We start from the raw sequence: 15,709 nt of genomic DNA on the forward strand, positions 1-15,709 counted from the left end.
GGTTAACTGTTGGATTTCTGGGCGGCATCGGTTTTAGCCGCGGGTTCTTCAAATACTTTTCCGCCGCGCAGGGCATGCAGGGCGTTGGAACGGAATTCCCGGCGGTACAGAACGATGACAACCAGGGTAGAGGCTGCGATAAAGGCCACCGGGTGGATAAACCATGTCACCACTGCCATGGCGTAGTAATAGGATCTCAACCCAAGGTTGAAGGCATCGCCCGCCAGGTTGCATACCCGCGCCGCGCTCTGGGCAAAGGCTTCACGCGCTGCCGGGCTGGTTTTGGTGTCGTCCGGCAATGGTGCGCCCCCGATGAGTACAGCCACAAAGTTGTACATGCGCATGGACCAGGTGAACTTGAAGAATGCATAGATAAACACCAACAGCAGAACCACCATGCGCAACTCCCAGATCGCGCGGCTGGGCAGGTTGCCAAACGGCAGGGTACTGAACACCTCCATCACTTCCTGAGTGTAGCCCAGTGCGGTGATGATACCCGCCAGGATCAGCAGGCAACTGGACGCGAAGAAAGCGCCGTTACGCTCCAGGTTGCCCACGACGGATGCATCCGGAATGCGGTTCTCCCGGCGCATCATCCCCCGCATCCAATCTTCCCGGTACAGGTCCAGGGTGTTGGACAGGCAAGGTCGGTCATTGGCTTTACGCCGGGAATACTCGGTGTAGCCAATCCAGCACACCAGAAACCAGATCAACGCAATCAGTTCCAGATACTCAACCATGGAGGTTCCATTTGCGGAATCAGAAAAGGGAAGGTTTACAGAAGCTTTATCATACACTTCGCGAGGGCTTCTCTCCAGATGACACGGGCACGACGGCTATAACCGCTGATCATCGGATGTGGTATAAACTGACCCTAACCACCCCGGGGTTACGTACATCCCGGATCAAGGACTGATAACAGGAGTTTACCGTGACGAACCGGCTGTTTTTCCGCTGCCTGCCCCTGATCGCCCTGCTCTTTGCCATGACGGGATGTTCCGTGAATCCGGTGACCGGAGAAAAGCAGTTATCGCTGATCCCGGAAAGCCAGGAACTTTCCATTGGCGCCGAGCAATACACGCCGACCCAGCAAACCCAGGGTGGCCAGTTCTACCTGGATCCGGACCTGACGGTTTACGTGAATGAGGTGGGTCAGAAGCTCGCCAAAGTCAGTGACCGCCCCGACCTGCCCTACGAGTTCGTGGTGCTGAACAGCAGCGTCCCCAATGCCTGGGCGCTGCCTGGTGGCAAGATAGCCATCAACCGCGGGCTGTTGACCGAACTGGAGGATGAGGCCCAGATGGCCTCCGTGCTCGGCCATGAGATTGTCCACGCTGCCGCACGTCACAGCGTACAGCGCATGCAACAAGGCATGCTGATCAGTGCCGGCGTGGCGGGGCTGGGGTTTGCGTTGTCGGATAACGAATGGGCCGGCCTGGTCATGGGGGGTGCGGCTCTCGGCGCCCAGATGATCCAGGCCCAGTACAGTCAGGGCGACGAGCTGGAGTCCGACCGCTACGGTATCGAGTATATGGTAGAGGCCGGTTACGATCCCCAGGCCGCCGTGGAGCTTCAGGAGCTGTTTGTGAAGCTGTCGGAAGGTCGCCAGTCGAGCTTTATTGACGGCCTGTTCGCCAGCCATCCCCCTTCACAGAAACGGGTGGAGGAGAACCGCAAACTAGTTCAGCAGTACGGCGCCGGTGGTTACCGGGGCAAGGATGTATACGACAGGAAACTGGCCATGGCCAGAAAGCTCAAACCCGCTTACGAGGCCCACGACGCTGCCCTGAAGCTGGCCGGCGAGGGAGACATGGACGCCGCCCTGGGCAAGATCAATGAGGCTATCCGTATTGAACCGGACGAAGCCATGTTCTACACACTCCGTGGTCGCATTTACGAGGAGCAGGACAACACAGCCAAAGCGGAGGCCGACTTCGAAAGGGCCGTGTCACTGTACCCCGAAATGTTCAGTTACCGGCTGCATAATGGTCTCAATGCCCTGGACCGGAACAAGCTCGACAAAGCCCGGGATAACCTCACCAAAGCCAACGAGGTGGTTCCGACCTCCATCGCCTTCCTTCGCCTGGGTGATGTGGCGGTGAAACAGAACCGTCGCGATGACGCGATCAGGTACTACAGCACGGCGGCGGAAGCCGGTGGCGCAGTGGCCGAAGAGGCCAAAAGGAAGCTCGCCAACCTGACCCAGTAATCACTGGACAGCTCCTCCCGAAGGCCCGGACCCGCTCCGGGCCTTTTTGTACCCGGACACCCACTACACCAGCCTTTCCCCGGTTTTTTTGCCGTGGTGACAGCCCCACCCTGTCACTGACCGCATTGACTTCTAGAGCAAAAACTCTAAAAATCAGATTACACCAACAACAATCGGACGATTGCCATGTTAGCGAAACGTATCCAACCGATGGTTTTCCAGGCGCGACGACTTTATGTGGAGCTGATGTTCCAGGTGATGGGACGGGCCCTGCAGGCCGTCAGCGAAGTGGATGCCCAGGTCCAGCAGGAGGCCAGAGTCCTGCCCGAGGGGTTCCTGTTTGAGATGATGGTGATGCCCAGCGGGCCCAGCCTCATCGTCGAGCATACCGGCAACGGGCGCTTCCATTACCACGGCACCTCCGCCCCCCGGCCGGTGGACCTGTCCATTCAGTTCAAGCACATAGCCCACGCGTTCATGGTGCTGTCGTTTCAGGAAAAGACCTCCGTGGCCTTCGCCAACGACAGGATGCTGGTGGATGGCGACATCAGCTACGCGATCCGCATGACCCGGGTACTGAACCGGCTGGAAGCCTTTATTCTGCCGAAGCTGGTCGCGAAACGGGCGGTCAAGGAATACCCCGCCAACCTGCACCTGCCGGAAAAACTGATCAGTGCCGCACGGATCTACCTCAAAGTCGCAACCCATTTTGTCGAAACGGTGAGAGCATAATGACTAACAAATACTATGAGTTCTTTTGCCCGGTTAAGGTGATCGCTGGCAAGGCCGCCCTGGAACATATTCCCTACGAGCTCACTGGCATGGCCGCCAAACGTCCGATGATTGTGACTGACAAAGGCGTGCGCGCCGCCGGCCTGCTGGACCCTGTCATCTCCGCCTGCGAGGAAAGCGGGCTGGAAATCGTCAGCATTTATGACGACGTTCCGCCAGATTCATCCACCGGTGTGGTCCGTGACATCGCCGGCATCTACCGCTCCGAGAAATGCGACTCCATCATTGCCGTGGGCGGCGGTTCGGCCATCGATACCGCCAAGGCCGTTAACATCCTGGTGTCCGAGGGTGGTGATGACATTGCCGCATACGCCGGCGCCGGCGTGCTCAAGCATCCGCTCAAGCCGTTCTTCGTGGTACCAACCACTGCCGGTACCGGCTCCGAGGTGACTGCAGTGGCAGTGATTGCCGACACCGAAAAGCACGTAAAACTTCCGTTCACATCCTCGTTCCTGTTGCCGAACGCGGCGATCATCGATCCCCGCATGACCCTGACGCTGCCGCCTCACATCACCGCGGCGACCGGGATGGACGCAATGACCCACGCAATCGAAGCCTTCACCTGCATGGCGAAGAACCCGCTCAGCGACGCCTACGCCACGGCAGCAGTCAAGAAGATCAGCGCTTCTCTGCTGGCGGTGATGGAAAACCCGAAGGACGCCGATGGCCGACTGGAGCTGGCCCAGGCTTCCACTATGGCCGGGATTGCATTTTCCAACTCCATGGTAGGCCTGGTGCACGCCCTGGGCCACGCGACTGGCGCCATCTGCCAGCTGCCCCACGGCCTGTGTATGAGCCTGTACCTGCCTTACGTGCTGGAGTACAACATCGAATCCATCCGCGAGCCGCTGGGTGAACTGTTGCTGTATCTGGACGGCCCGGACGTATACGCAGCCACCCCGGCAGCCCGCCGGGCCGAGGCCAGCATTTCCGCCATTCGTCGCCTGCGGGATGCCCTGTACAAGCACTGCCAGCTGCCACGCACCCTGAAAGAAGCGGGCAAGGTAGTTGAGGACCAACTGGACCAGATCGCCGAACTGGCGTTGGACGATGGTGCCATCATGTTCAACCCGAAAGAAGTGTCCCTGGAGGACGCTCGCGAAGTTCTGCGACGCGCCTGGGCATAATCCGGAAAGTGCATTGTTACAGTCCGCCCGGCGGGCTGTAACAATGCAGGCTGGCTGCCAGCGTTAGAAAACATGCCAATCAAATCATTGAAAAGGTCTTACAAAAAAGTAACAATTGCCCAAAAGCTGGCAAGGATGTGCCGGGTAAGTTCTCGTTTCCGACATCAGGGCCTTCCTTACTTATGCCAAACCGAACATCCGGCTTCCCCGCTGTACTCCCGGTGCTCTCACTCCTGGCGCTGATTTCTACCTTTATGATGCCGGGCATCGCATCTGCGAACGCCAGTGAAACTGAAGACGACAGTAAAACTTTCAGATTCAATGTTTCTCCCAATGGATACCCTCCGTATCTGATCGTGGACGGGCGCCAGCCCTCTGGCATCATGTGGGATGTAGTCAGCCTGATTGCTCAACGTATCGGGTATGAAGTCATCCCGAAAAAGATCCCCCGCAAGCGGGTCGACAGGATGCTGTCACGGGGTTATATCGATGGCACCTCCCGGGCGATCGAATGGACGGACAATCCGGATAAGTTCCTGTTTACCGATCCCATCGTGGCAATTGAGGAAGTCTTTTTTATTCCAACGGACTCCGACCTGCAATACCGGACACCGGAAGATCTCTTCTCGAGAACCGTGGTCACTCACCTGGGCTATGCCTACCCTGTGCTGGAACCTCATATCGAGTCCGGTGCGATCAAGCGCTTTGACGTATCCCGCGACCGGGACATGTTCACTTTCGTGCGCCACGGTGAACACTTTGATGCGGCCGTGGCTGACCGCCTGGTTGGTCAATGGATCCTTCTCAATGAAGGATGGCAGAAGGATTTCCGGACCTCAGCCGAAGGCATCAGCAATTACGGATTCCGCCTGATGCTCCGCAAGGATTGGGGGGAGTTTGCCAGGTTATTCAATGCCGAGCTCGCCAACATGCGCGCGAATGGCGAACTCGAAGAGATCCTGTCACGCTATCGCTGAGCGCCGGATTACTCCAGGCGCCTCAGCAACAGCATCGGAGACACACTCAGCACCGGCCTCAGTTGCCAGCGCCCAAACAGCGCCAGAACCACCGCGCTGAATAGCGGAATGGGTAGCACCACCGCCCAGTGCCACTGGAACTGACCTTCAAACATGCGGAACTGCAGGGCCCAGACGGCGGCTTCCGCGGCCGCGACCCCCAGCACACCGGCAAACAGTCCCAGCAATGCGAACTCCAGCATGGTGCTGCGGACCAGCAGGGACTGACGTCCGCCGAGGGTCCGTAACAGCGCCCCCTCCCTTTGCCGGTCCCGCAGTGTCGCGCTGACCACCGCTGCCATCACCACCAGCGCTGCCGCCAGGATCAGCGCCAGAATGGCTTCGATGGCCTGGGTCACCTGCCGGACAATATCCTGTATCCGCTCTATGATGTGATCAATCTCCAGCACCGAAACCGTCGGGTACTGGCGTGAAAACTCGTTGAGAGCGTTTTTATTGGCCCGAGACAGGTAGAAGCTGGTAATCCAGGTGGCCGGCATCTGCTCCAGGCCGCCGCCCGGCGGAAAGGCCATGTAGAAATTGGGCTTCATGCTGTCCCATTGCACCGTGCGGATACTGGTGACAGGTTCAGTCACTTTCTCCGAGCCGATGGTAAAGGTCAGCTCGTCACCGACTTTCAGCCCCAGCTTTTCCGCCAGCTCCGCCTCAACGGACACCCCGGAGGTCTGGCCCGGTGTAAACCAGTTGCCATCGATAATTTCATTATCCGCCGGCAGGGATTCCATCCAGGTCAGGTTCAGTTCCCGGTTCAGCGCGCCCACCCGTTCGTCTTTGGTGACCGCTTCCTTGACCGGTTCTCCGTTCAGCTCGGTAAACCGGCCCCGCACCATCGGGTACATCTCATCCAGCGGCTGACCGCGTTCCTGCCAGAACGCGTCGATGTCTTCCACCACATCCGGGGCAATGTTGATCAGGAAATGGTTGGGCGTATCCTCTGGCAACTGTGCCTGCCAATCCTCCAGCAGTGAGGTTCGCACCAGGATCAGAGTCGCCGCCAGCATCAGCGTCATGGCGAATACCGCAATCTGGGACAGGCTGGCTCTCCGGTGGCGGTAGAGGCCAACCAGGGCCAGACGCCAGGCATTACCGCCGCCACTGATTTTGCGAAGGCTCAGCACCATCAGCCATCCAAGCAGCGCCAGGGTGCCCAGTAACAGGATCAGCCCACCCAGCAATGCCAGAACCAGGGACACCTCGCCAGCGTACATCCACACCAGTCCGAAGATGGCCGCCAGGGCAATAGCAAGATCCGGTAGCGCTTCCCGCCCGGATTCCCCGGGCTGGGAACGCAGTACCCGCATCGCCGGCACATTGCGCAAACGGCGGATGGGCGGGTAGGCAAAGGCAAACAGCGACACCAGGGCTGTCAACAGAGACGGCGCCAGTGCGGCGGGGTCGAGCTGGTAATCCACCGGCCGCTCCAGCACATCGCTGAGCAATCTGGACAGCAGCCAGTACAACGGCAAGGCAATCACCAGGCCGCCAACCGCACCGGCGACGCCCCAGAGCCCCAGACGTTGCAGATACAGTTTGCCAATACCATGACTGCTGACCCCCAGGGTTTTCAGCAGGGCCACGGTATCCCGCTGTGACAGCGCATACTGACGGCTGGCAACGGCCACCGCGACGGCGGCCAGCATGACTGCGAGGCTGCCGCCCAGCAGCAGGAAGCGCTCGGCGCGTTCCAGGGAACGGGAGAAGGTTTCGCCGTCTCGCACACCTTCCCATTCATGGCTGGGCTCCAATTGCGGTTGCAGCCAGCGGTAATAGCTTTCCAGTGCCGCTTCCTCGCCGGCGAACAGGTAAACGTATTCCACCCGGCTGCCTTCCTGGATCACTCCGGTGTCTGATACGTCGTCAGCATGCATCATCACCCGCGGCGCCAGGGCCGACAGGCGGAAGCCGCCATCCGGTTCCCGCACCAGCAGGCCGGATATTTTCAACTCCAGATTACCCACTTCCAGGGTGTCACCCACGCTGGTATCCAACAGACGGAGCAGCCGCGGGTTAATCCAGACCTCACCGGGGCCCGGGCCCGATGACACCAGTTGCCGGGGTTCATCTGGCCCCAGCTGATATTCAACCTGGCCACGCAACGGATACTCATTACTGACCGCTTTGATGGATACCAGCTGGAAATTGTCCGCCCCGAACACCATGGTGGAAAATTCCACCATTTGCCCGGTTTCCAGCTGACGGCTCCGTGCTTCCGTCAGCCAGCCCTCAGGAATCGGACGGCCATTCTCGGCTTCCAATTGCCGGTCCGCTGCCAGAAACGAACTGGCCGAGGACACCAGCGTGCGTTGCAGTTGGCTGGCGAACAGCGCAATCGTGGCGACCGTGGCAACCGCAATCATCAGGGCCGCCAGCACAACGCGCACGTCACGCTCGCGCCAGTCACGGCGGATGGACATCAGTTTACGGGAAGCCGCCATCAGATTACCGGCTCCCCGGTTGTACGAGTGCCTGGCTCGGTGAGAATGCCTGCTTCGATATTGAACTGGCGACCACAGCGAACAGCCAGATGCTCATCGTGGGTCACCATGACCAGCGTGGTGCCCTGCTCCCGGTTCAATGCCATCAACAGGTCCGACACCGCCTGCCCGGTGCGATTATCCAGGTTGCCCGTGGGCTCATCCGCAAACAGCACCACCGGATCCGACGCAAAGGCCCGGGCAATGGCAACCCGCTGCTGCTCACCGCCGGACAACTGGCGCGGGGTATGGCTGAGACGCTCGCCCAGCCCCACCCGCTCCAGTAACTCCCGGGCTTTTTTCTGCGGGGCATCATGCCCTCCCAGCTCCAGCGGAAGCATCACGTTTTCCAGCGCCGTCAGCGCTGGTAGCAGCTGGAAAGACTGAAACACGAACCCCACTCTGTGGGCCCGCAGCCTGGCACGCTCGTCCTCGGACAGTTTGCTGATCACCGCGCCGTCCAGTTCCACGGTGCCTTCCGTGGGTGTATCCAGCCCCGCCAACAAACCCAGCAGCGTGGTCTTTCCCGATCCGGACCGACCGACAATCGCTACGGATTCACCACGATTGATTTCCAGACTGACCCCCTGCAAGATCGTCAACGTATCAGTCTCCAGACTGACGCGGTGGGTCAGGTCACTGGCTTTCAGCATGGGTGGCTTACGGCCCCCTGGGTAATGCTCGGTCTGGTCGCTCACGGACTCTCCAACGATTTTTTGGTCTTTAGCAGGTTGTCTATGGATACGGTATTTTTACGTCTGAGATCAATAGTTTTCGTCGCTTTTCTTTGCGCCTTTGCTCAGGTTCAGGCCAATCAGAATGACGCTCCGAACACCTTGCTGATTGTCGGGGACAGCCTGAGCGCCGCCTATGGCGTGCAATCCGACGAAGCCTGGGTGGCGCTGTTACGGGCCCGCCTGGATGCTGAAGGCCTGGAAAACTGGCGCGTCGTCAATGCCAGCATCAGCGGGGAAACCACCGATGGCGGCCTGCGCCGGCTGCCGGGATTGCTCGACAAGAACGAGCCAGAGGTGGTGGTGATCGAGCTCGGCGGCAACGATGGCCTGCGGGGATTCCCGCCGGGTGTGATCGAGAAAAACCTGGCAAAAATGATTGAACAGGTGCGAGAAGCCGGCGCCCATCCGCTGCTTGTGGGCATGCAGATTCCCCCCAACTATGGCGAGCGCTATACCCGCGCCTTCGCCGGTATTTTCCCGAAACTGGCGGAGCAGTACGACACCGGGCTGGTCGAATTCTTTCTTGAAGGCATCTACAACCAGGACGGCATGATGCAAAGTGACGGCATTCACCCCACCGCCGAGGCGCAAAGCCTGTTGCTGGCCAATATCTGGCCGGAACTGGCGCCACTGCTGAAATAAGCCAGCGTGCCGGGCCCACCCGGCACCGTCATCCGATTCGGACTATCCCACCACCGACTGGATATGGGCCACGGCGCGGCGCTCTGACCAGTAATAGCCGTCCCGGGCGTGTTCGACAAAGCCTACGTGGCCACCCCAGCGCGGCGCTTCCACGCGAACATGCCGCCCAAGCACGTCCGCTGATTCCGGGAAACACCGGCGCGACAGGAAGGGATCATCAGCCGCGTTCACCATCAGCGAAGGCACACGAATGTCCTTCAGTTTGCCAAGGGCGGAACAGCTGCTCCAATAGTCAGCCGCATCCCGAAAACCATGTAACGGCGCGGTGTAACGGTTATCAAATTCGTGAAAGCTGCGAATGTTCTCGAAGCCGGTTACATCTATCAGGTCCGGGAAGCGGCGGGCCTTCTCCTGCATTTTTACGTGCAGATCCCTCAGGAATCGCTGCATGTAAATTTTCCGGCTGGGTTTGGCCAGCTCATCCGCGCTACCCGCCAGGTCACAGGGCACGGAATAGGCAACCGCACCGCAAATACGGCTGTCCACCCTTTCCGATTGCTGACCGAGGTACAGGAGGGTGAGGTTACCGCCCATGCTGAATCCGGAGAGGAATATGGTCCTGTAGTCCCGCGACAACCCGTGGCGCACCACACGGTCCAGGTCTTCCGTTGCACCGCTGTGGTAAAAGCGGGGCTGCAGGTTCATCACTCCGCCACAGGAGCGGAAGTTCCAGGCCAGAACATCCCATCCTGCCGTCAAAAGCGCCCGGGTCAGCCCGAGCATGTAGGGCCTGCGGCTATGGCCCTCAAGCCCATGGGACAGGATCGCCAGCCGTTTATTGCCCTGGCGGTACCAGTCCAGGTGCAGTTCATCGTTATCACTGGTGGTGAGCACTTCTGTCTCTGGCTCGGCCATGGCCACCTTGCGGAACAGCGTTGGCCACACCGATTGCAGATGACCGTTGCGAAGCCATGGCGGCGGCCGATAGCGGAACGCCCGTTTGCCAATATCCGGCGGCACTGGATGGGGAGCAGACTGATAGTACAAATTTTAACCTTTTAATTCAGAGGGTTGACCCCAACGAATAAAGCCCTTATTATTCGCGCCACTTAGCTGTTCCCCGATAGCTCAGTTGGTAGAGCAACGGACTGTTAATCCGTTTGTCGCTGGTTCGAGCCCAGCTCGGGGAGCCACTTATTCCGAAATGCCGCTGCTTCTCACGAAGCAGCGGCATTTTTCGTTCCGGGCTTCAGATAACCTGAGGCCGCTGCATGAAATCCTGCAATACACGATACAGAGTATAGCCGTCCTCGGTGCCCGCCACCTCACGAATCGAGTGCATACCCAACTGCGGCACACCAATGTCCAGCGTGGTTACCCCCAGATTCCCTGCCGTCAACGGCCCGATGGTGCTGCCACACCCCATATCGCTACGCACCACAAACGTCTGGTGGGGCAAGCCCAGTTCGTCACTGATGTGACGATACACCCCGGCGGATCGGCTGTTGCTGGCATAACGCTGGTTGTGGTTCACCTTGATCACCGGCCCCTGATTGATCAGCGGGCCGTGATTCTCGTCGTGACGATCCATGTAGTTGGGGTGAATGCCGTGGGCATTGTCCGCCGAGATCATCATGGACCGGGCAATAGCACGGGATCTTCCGGCGCCGCACCAGCGATCCAGAACCGTAGACAGGAACGGCCCCTGAGCGCCCTCTGCCGACATGCTGCCCACCTCTTCGTGGTCGTTACACACCAGCAGCGCGGGTTCATCGCCGGAGGTGTCCAGCAACGCCTGCAGCCCGATATAGCAGCTCAGCAGGTTATCCAGCCGCGCCGAGGCGATAAACTCGTCCCGCAGCCCCACGAATGACGCACCACGGGCATCGTAGAAGCTCAGCTCATAACCAAGAACCTTGCGGACGCTGATGCCGGATTCATCAGCAATCTGGCGCTCCAGCAGTGACGCAAACGTGGTGGTGTCGGTATCCGGCACCTGCATCATCACCGGCGGTAGATCCGTTTGCGCATTAATGCTCCGGTTGCTGTTGGCCTCACGGTCCAGGTGGATGGCCAGGCTGGGAATAAACGCCACCGGCTTGCGGAAATTCACCAGGACATCCTGTACCGCGCTGCCCTCATCCAGAACGGTGACACGACCGGCCAGTGACAGGTCACGGTCAAACCACGGGTTCAGCAACACACCGCCATAAACCTCGACACCCAACTGGAAGAACCCTTTACGACGCAGTTCCGGGTTCGGCTTCACCTTCAGACAGGGGCTGTCCGTGTGAGCGCCAACCATGCGGATGCCCTTCTCAACAACATCACCCTGCCCGGTCCGGAACGCCACAATCGATGAACCATTACGAATCACATAATAGCCCCGGCCCTTTTCCAGCGACCACTCGTCTTTCTCATCCAGCTCGGTAAAACCGGCCTCGTCGAGACGGGCCTTCATGGTGGCTACCGCGTGCCAGGGGGTTGGGGAAGAATCGAGAAAATTCAGCAAACCGTGATTAAACTGCGCGTGTTCCATGATGCTCCTGATTAACTGATAATGCCGCCAACAGTATGGCATGAAGCCAATAACCGTCATACTGGTGTCCTTGAACTAAATGGCACCAGATGAAACCCGGAGAGTTTACCTTGCCACTACCACGATTTCTCGACATCGAATATTGCCAGACCGACGACACCGTATTTCCGACCGCCATATCCTGGTCCCTGGAGGACGGACGTCTGAAAACCGTCGTCATCGCACCGGAGGACAGCTGGATTCCCGAAGACGGCGACCTTGGCGACATCGATCTGCTCTACCTCGAGGAACAGGGCGTGCCCATCATTGAGCTGGCACGGGAACTCCACCAGGACCTGCCGGACCAGACCGTATTCACCGACGGCATGGACCCGGACGAAATCCTGGTGGACCTCATTTTTACCGCCGTCGCCATGGAAGCCCCGTTCGAACTTGCCCCCATCACCGAGTTGATCACCACCCTCGACACCGACAGCCTCGAAGACCGTCGCCGCCAATTGCTGTTTGACGAAGGGCTGGAACCTACTCTCGCCGAAAACGGCGTGTATGTCCTGCTCCTGATGGCCCGGGAAGAAGGCTTACTGGAAGACTAAGCGAATGATCACAGGCTGCCTGAGGGAAGTGTGACGCGGGTCGACGTAACAAACCGTTACAGAAGGCAGAATCTGCCCGTACCCGCAATCGTCAGGAAAGCCCATAACAATGAATAAGGTGTTGCGACAAGCTCTTCCGGCAGCCTTGCTGCCCATCGCCCTGCTCGGCGCCGACCTTGCCACGGCCGCTGAGAAAGCCCGTGAAGACATGCACTACGTCGGCCTGTACGCCACCGCCCTGCACCATCGCAGCATTGGCGAAATCAGCAACGATTCCGCCTGGGGCCAGGTCGGCACACTGGTCGTCGGCGGCCACATCACCGACCTGTTCCACGCGGAGGTTCGCGCCGGCGGCGGCTACAAAGACGCCAAAAGCGGCGACCTGACCCTTTCCATCGACTACTTCGCCAGCTGGTACATCGGGCTGCACTACCCCATCACCAGCTACGCCAACGTCTACGCCCAGGGCGGGTTCTCCCACATCAGCGGTGATGCGGAACTGGCCAACTTCGGCGCGGACGAGAACCGCCAGTTCCGGGATCTTGCTGGAGACTTTCCCGACAGCAGCTTCAGCATCAGCTGGCTGGCCGGGGTGGATTTCGAAGTGATCGACAATGGCTATCTGGTGTTGGAAGGTGGCCGGCTGTTCAAGGATACCGGTTCGGATATCAATACGTTCCAATTCTCCGGCGGGGTTCGATACGAGTTCTAGTAGGTCGGATTAGCGCAGCGTAATCCGACACCCATGTTCACCTGATTGTTGCCAAATATTTTGTCGGATTACGCTTCGCTAATCCGACCTACGGGTTGACCTTACACTTTATGGCGAATATGCCAGCAGCGGTGAATTCGCGCATTGCGCTGGAAATCCTTGTCGAGGGTGTCCCGTGACACTTCCTCGATGGCGAACTCCTGCTCCAGCGCCTCATCCAGCTTGAAGCGCCGGAAGTTGTTGGAGAAAATCAGCAGCCCCTCTGACGTCAGCCGTTGCATCGCCTGACGCACCAGTTTGCCGTGATCTTTCTGTATATCCAGCACGCCCGCCATGCGAGCCGAGTTGGAAAACGTGGGCGGGTCCATGAAAATCAGATCGAACCGCTGATCCGGTGTCGGCTTCGCTGCCAGCCAGGCCAGACAATCTGCCTGCTCCACCTTGTGATGACGGGCATCCACCCGGTTCAGCGCCAGATTGTCCTCGGCCCACTTCACATAGGTTTTCGACATATCCAGACTCAGGGACCGGCTGGCGCCGCCCACCGCCGCATGGACCGTCGCCGCCCCGGTGTAACAGAACAGGTTCAGAAACCGCTTGCCGGAAGCATGCTGCTGAATCCAGTGCCGCACCGGACGGTGGTCCAGGAACAGACCAGTATCCAGGTAGTCCTTGAGGTTCACCTTCAGCGCACAGCCATGCTCGTGCACATTGAAAAATTCACCGCTGGCCGCCTGCTTTTCATATTGCGACGTGCCGGTCTGCCGCTGGCGTTGCTTGCACACCATATCCTCCCGTTCGATGCCGAGGGCTTCCGGAATGACCGCCAGCGCCTCCGCCAGCCGTTCACGCGCGGCACGCTCATCCACCGATTTGGGCGCTGCGTATTCCTGCACGTGAACCAACCCATCGTAGATATCGATCGCCAGGGCAAATTCGGGCATGTCCGCGTCGTACAGCCGGTAGCATTCGATGCCCTGCTTACGGGCCCACTGGCCAATGGTCTTCATGTTCTTTTTCAGCCGGTTGCGCAGCATCGCCGCCCGCTCTTCGTTGGCAATGCGGGGCTGCACCTCACCGGGTATGCCCGGCTCACGGGGCGTCATGGCGCTGACGTCGTCCACCGAGAACAACAGCAACTGGGCCGGTAGCTTGCCGTTGAACAGCTTGTATTGCTTATAGCTGCGAAGCCCGATGGATTTCCCGAACTCCGGCGCGCCGGTAAAGACCCCCAGGCGCCAGCCCGGAACAGCGGCCTTCACCGCCTCGCCCAGGGAACGATACAAGGTGCCCAGTTCCTTGCGCTCACTCAGGCGCTCGCCATAAGGCGGATTGGTCAGTACCAGCCCCTGAGCAGCCCATTCGCCATCAAGCTCGAAAGTCTCAACAGCGCGGCATTCAACGTGCACCAGCCCGTCCAGCCCAGCTCGCTGAATATTTTTCCAGGCGGTGGCAATCACACGGCTGTCCTGATCGTAGCCAGCAAAACGCGGCAGTGGCCCCTGCTTACCTTCGTGAGCACGGCGCTCGGCTTCCTGGCGCAGTTGCAGCCACAACTCCGGCTGGTGACCGGGCCAGGTTTCAAACCCGAAGCGGTCGGTGTTCCGGCCCGGGGCGATATCCAGAGCCATCAGGGCAGCCTCAATCGCCAGTGTGCCGGAGCCACACATCGGGTCGATAAAATCACCGCCAGCTCCAGCAATATCTGGCCAGCCCGCACGCAACAGCAAGGCTGCCGCCAGGTTCTCCTTGAGCGGAGCAACACCCTTATCGGTACGGTAACCGCGCATATGAAGGCTGTGCCCACTCAAATCCAGTCCCAGGGAGAGACGACCACGATTCAATCGTGCGGAAATAGTGACATCCGGTGTTTTGGCATCCACCGAGGGACGCTGTCCGCTGCTCGAGCGCATGCGATCAACAATGCCGTCCTTGACCCGCTGGGCGCCGTATTGGGTGTTTCGAATCGCCTCGTTCTGTCCCAGGAACATCACCCGGAAGCTGCCATTGGCAGGAATATGCTGCTGCCAGTCGAGATGCACCACGCCGTCATAGAGCTCATCGCCGCTAATGGCGTTGACCTCGTCGATGTGAAGGATGACGCGGTTCGCCAGCCGCGACCACAGGCACGCCCGGTAGCCGCTTTCCAGGGGCCCTTCTGCCCATACGCCAGCAGGCGCATTCCGCACCGGTTCCATACCGAAGGTGCGAAGTTCATCCGCCAGAAGGTACTCGACGCCCTTCGGACAGGTTACGAAAAAGACAGAATCAGACAAGTTCTACTCCCGGGAATTTCGGTATTCGGCTAACTGCATGGAATGGTGCATTTTCTATGGGGCAATGCACCTTCGTTATGTCACACAACTATAAGAGAAGCTTCACATAGATGAAATAAATAGTGTACATCGGCGCAATGTTCGACTTACCTTGTATGAGACGCGTCGTTCGGGGGAGCTTAACTGGCTCTCCGTTAACAGGATCCTGACTGCTCTGGCCGGAGCTGGCAATAGTGGGTTACCCCCGCCGGGTTACACTGACGGGAAGCCGCATGCCTGGGCCACTGCAGAAGTGTACACGCTTGTTCTGTTAATCCATCAGTGAGGAACGGCATGAAAAGACAGAAAAGAGATATGTACGCTCGTGCATTCAAACGGGGTTATCTGGCCGGTGTGTCCGGTAAATCCAAAGACAGTTGCCCGTTAGAACAGGCGGAAGTCCGCCAGGAATGGCTAAGCGGGTGGCGAGAAGGCCGCACAGATCAATGGGAGGGCATGACCGGCGTATCCGGCATCCATAAACTCGCAAATGTCACCACCGCGTGACACTTTAACCCCGATCTTTAATCTG

The 15,709-nt window shown here is 59.1% G+C and carries 14 protein-coding genes and 1 tRNA gene; 9 read left to right on the forward strand and 6 right to left on the reverse strand.

The window, feature by feature from the left end; all coding sequences use genetic code 11:
- Positions 1–2 precede the first annotated feature (2 nt).
- Positions 3–740 carry a DUF599 domain-containing protein gene (locus ACJO3M_RS08040; protein WP_407000857.1) on the reverse strand — a complete coding sequence of 246 codons (738 nt, stop codon included), beginning with the start codon at positions 738–740 and terminating at the stop codon, positions 3–5.
- A 245-nt stretch (positions 741–985) separates the two neighbouring features.
- Here ACJO3M_RS08040 and ACJO3M_RS08045 point away from each other — a divergent pair, with 245 nt between their 5' ends.
- The 4 genes from ACJO3M_RS08045 to ACJO3M_RS08060 all read left to right on the forward strand — a co-directional run bounded on the left by ACJO3M_RS08045 (position 986) and on the right by ACJO3M_RS08060 (position 5,105).
- On the forward strand, positions 986–2,209 hold the full coding sequence (locus tag ACJO3M_RS08045) for a M48 family metalloprotease (RefSeq protein WP_407000936.1): 1,224 nt from the start codon (positions 986–988) through the stop codon (positions 2,207–2,209).
- Between the two features lie 186 nt (positions 2,210–2,395).
- Positions 2,396–2,941 carry a hypothetical protein gene (locus ACJO3M_RS08050; protein ID WP_407000858.1) on the forward strand — a complete coding sequence of 182 codons (546 nt, stop codon included), beginning with the start codon at positions 2,396–2,398 and terminating at the stop codon, positions 2,939–2,941.
- On the forward strand, positions 2,941–4,128 hold the full coding sequence (locus ACJO3M_RS08055) for an iron-containing alcohol dehydrogenase (RefSeq protein WP_407000859.1): 1,188 nt from the start codon (positions 2,941–2,943) through the stop codon (positions 4,126–4,128). The genes ACJO3M_RS08050 and ACJO3M_RS08055 overlap by 1 nt, the downstream gene beginning before the upstream one ends.
- A 182-nt stretch (positions 4,129–4,310) precedes the next feature.
- On the forward strand, positions 4,311–5,105 hold the full coding sequence (locus tag ACJO3M_RS08060; protein WP_407000860.1) for a substrate-binding periplasmic protein: 795 nt from the start codon (positions 4,311–4,313) through the stop codon (positions 5,103–5,105).
- Positions 5,106–5,113: 8 nt separating this feature from the next.
- On the opposite strand, the gene ACJO3M_RS08065 is transcribed toward ACJO3M_RS08060, so the two are convergent.
- Positions 5,114–7,600, reverse strand: a complete 2,487-nt coding sequence (locus tag ACJO3M_RS08065; protein WP_407000861.1) for an ABC transporter permease — start codon at positions 7,598–7,600, stop codon at positions 5,114–5,116.
- Positions 7,600–8,292 carry an ABC transporter ATP-binding protein gene (locus tag ACJO3M_RS08070; RefSeq protein ID WP_407000938.1) on the reverse strand — a complete coding sequence of 231 codons (693 nt, stop codon included), beginning with the start codon at positions 8,290–8,292 and terminating at the stop codon, positions 7,600–7,602. The genes ACJO3M_RS08065 and ACJO3M_RS08070 overlap by 1 nt, the downstream gene beginning before the upstream one ends.
- 84 nt (positions 8,293–8,376) lie before the next feature.
- On the opposite strand from ACJO3M_RS08070, the gene ACJO3M_RS08075 reads away from it, so the two are divergent.
- Positions 8,377–9,018, forward strand: coding sequence for an arylesterase (locus tag ACJO3M_RS08075; RefSeq protein WP_407000862.1), 642 nt, complete (start codon positions 8,377–8,379; stop codon positions 9,016–9,018).
- A gap of 42 nt (positions 9,019–9,060) precedes the next feature.
- Here the strand turns inward: ACJO3M_RS08075 and ACJO3M_RS08080 are convergent, their stop codons facing one another.
- Positions 9,061–10,065 carry a YheT family hydrolase gene (locus ACJO3M_RS08080; protein WP_407000863.1) on the reverse strand — a complete coding sequence of 335 codons (1,005 nt, stop codon included), beginning with the start codon at positions 10,063–10,065 and terminating at the stop codon, positions 9,061–9,063.
- A gap of 70 nt (positions 10,066–10,135) precedes the next feature.
- On the opposite strand from ACJO3M_RS08080, the gene ACJO3M_RS08085 reads away from it, so the two are divergent.
- Positions 10,136–10,211, forward strand: a tRNA-Asn gene (locus ACJO3M_RS08085).
- A 56-nt stretch (positions 10,212–10,267) separates the two neighbouring features.
- Here ACJO3M_RS08085 and ACJO3M_RS08090 read toward each other — a convergent pair.
- The gene (locus ACJO3M_RS08090) at positions 10,268–11,557 is read right to left on the reverse strand and encodes a M18 family aminopeptidase (RefSeq protein WP_407000864.1); all 1,290 of its coding nucleotides are present in this window, start codon (positions 11,555–11,557) and stop codon (positions 10,268–10,270) included.
- Between the two features lie 110 nt (positions 11,558–11,667).
- On the opposite strand from ACJO3M_RS08090, the gene ACJO3M_RS08095 reads away from it, so the two are divergent.
- On the forward strand, positions 11,668–12,150 hold the full coding sequence (locus ACJO3M_RS08095) for a hypothetical protein (RefSeq protein ID WP_407000865.1): 483 nt from the start codon (positions 11,668–11,670) through the stop codon (positions 12,148–12,150).
- A 109-nt stretch (positions 12,151–12,259) separates the two neighbouring features.
- A complete protein-coding gene (locus ACJO3M_RS08100) occupies positions 12,260–12,862 on the forward strand; it encodes an outer membrane beta-barrel protein (protein ID WP_407000866.1) in 603 nt (200 codons plus the stop codon).
- Between the two features lie 101 nt (positions 12,863–12,963).
- Here the strand turns inward: ACJO3M_RS08100 and rlmKL are convergent, their stop codons facing one another.
- Positions 12,964–15,138 (reverse strand): bifunctional 23S rRNA (guanine(2069)-N(7))-methyltransferase RlmK/23S rRNA (guanine(2445)-N(2))-methyltransferase RlmL, encoded by a 2,175-nt coding sequence (gene rlmKL / locus ACJO3M_RS08105; RefSeq protein WP_407000867.1) that lies wholly within the window; start codon positions 15,136–15,138, stop codon positions 12,964–12,966.
- 333 nt (positions 15,139–15,471) lie between these two features.
- Here rlmKL and rmf point away from each other — a divergent pair, with 333 nt between their 5' ends.
- A complete protein-coding gene (gene rmf / locus ACJO3M_RS08110) occupies positions 15,472–15,684 on the forward strand; it encodes a ribosome modulation factor (protein WP_247115328.1) in 213 nt (70 codons plus the stop codon).
- Positions 15,685–15,709: the final 25 nt, after the last annotated feature.

It is taken from the genome of Marinobacter alkalisoli, assembly GCF_045449795.1.
Classification (GTDB): domain Bacteria; phylum Pseudomonadota; class Gammaproteobacteria; order Pseudomonadales; family Oleiphilaceae; genus Marinobacter.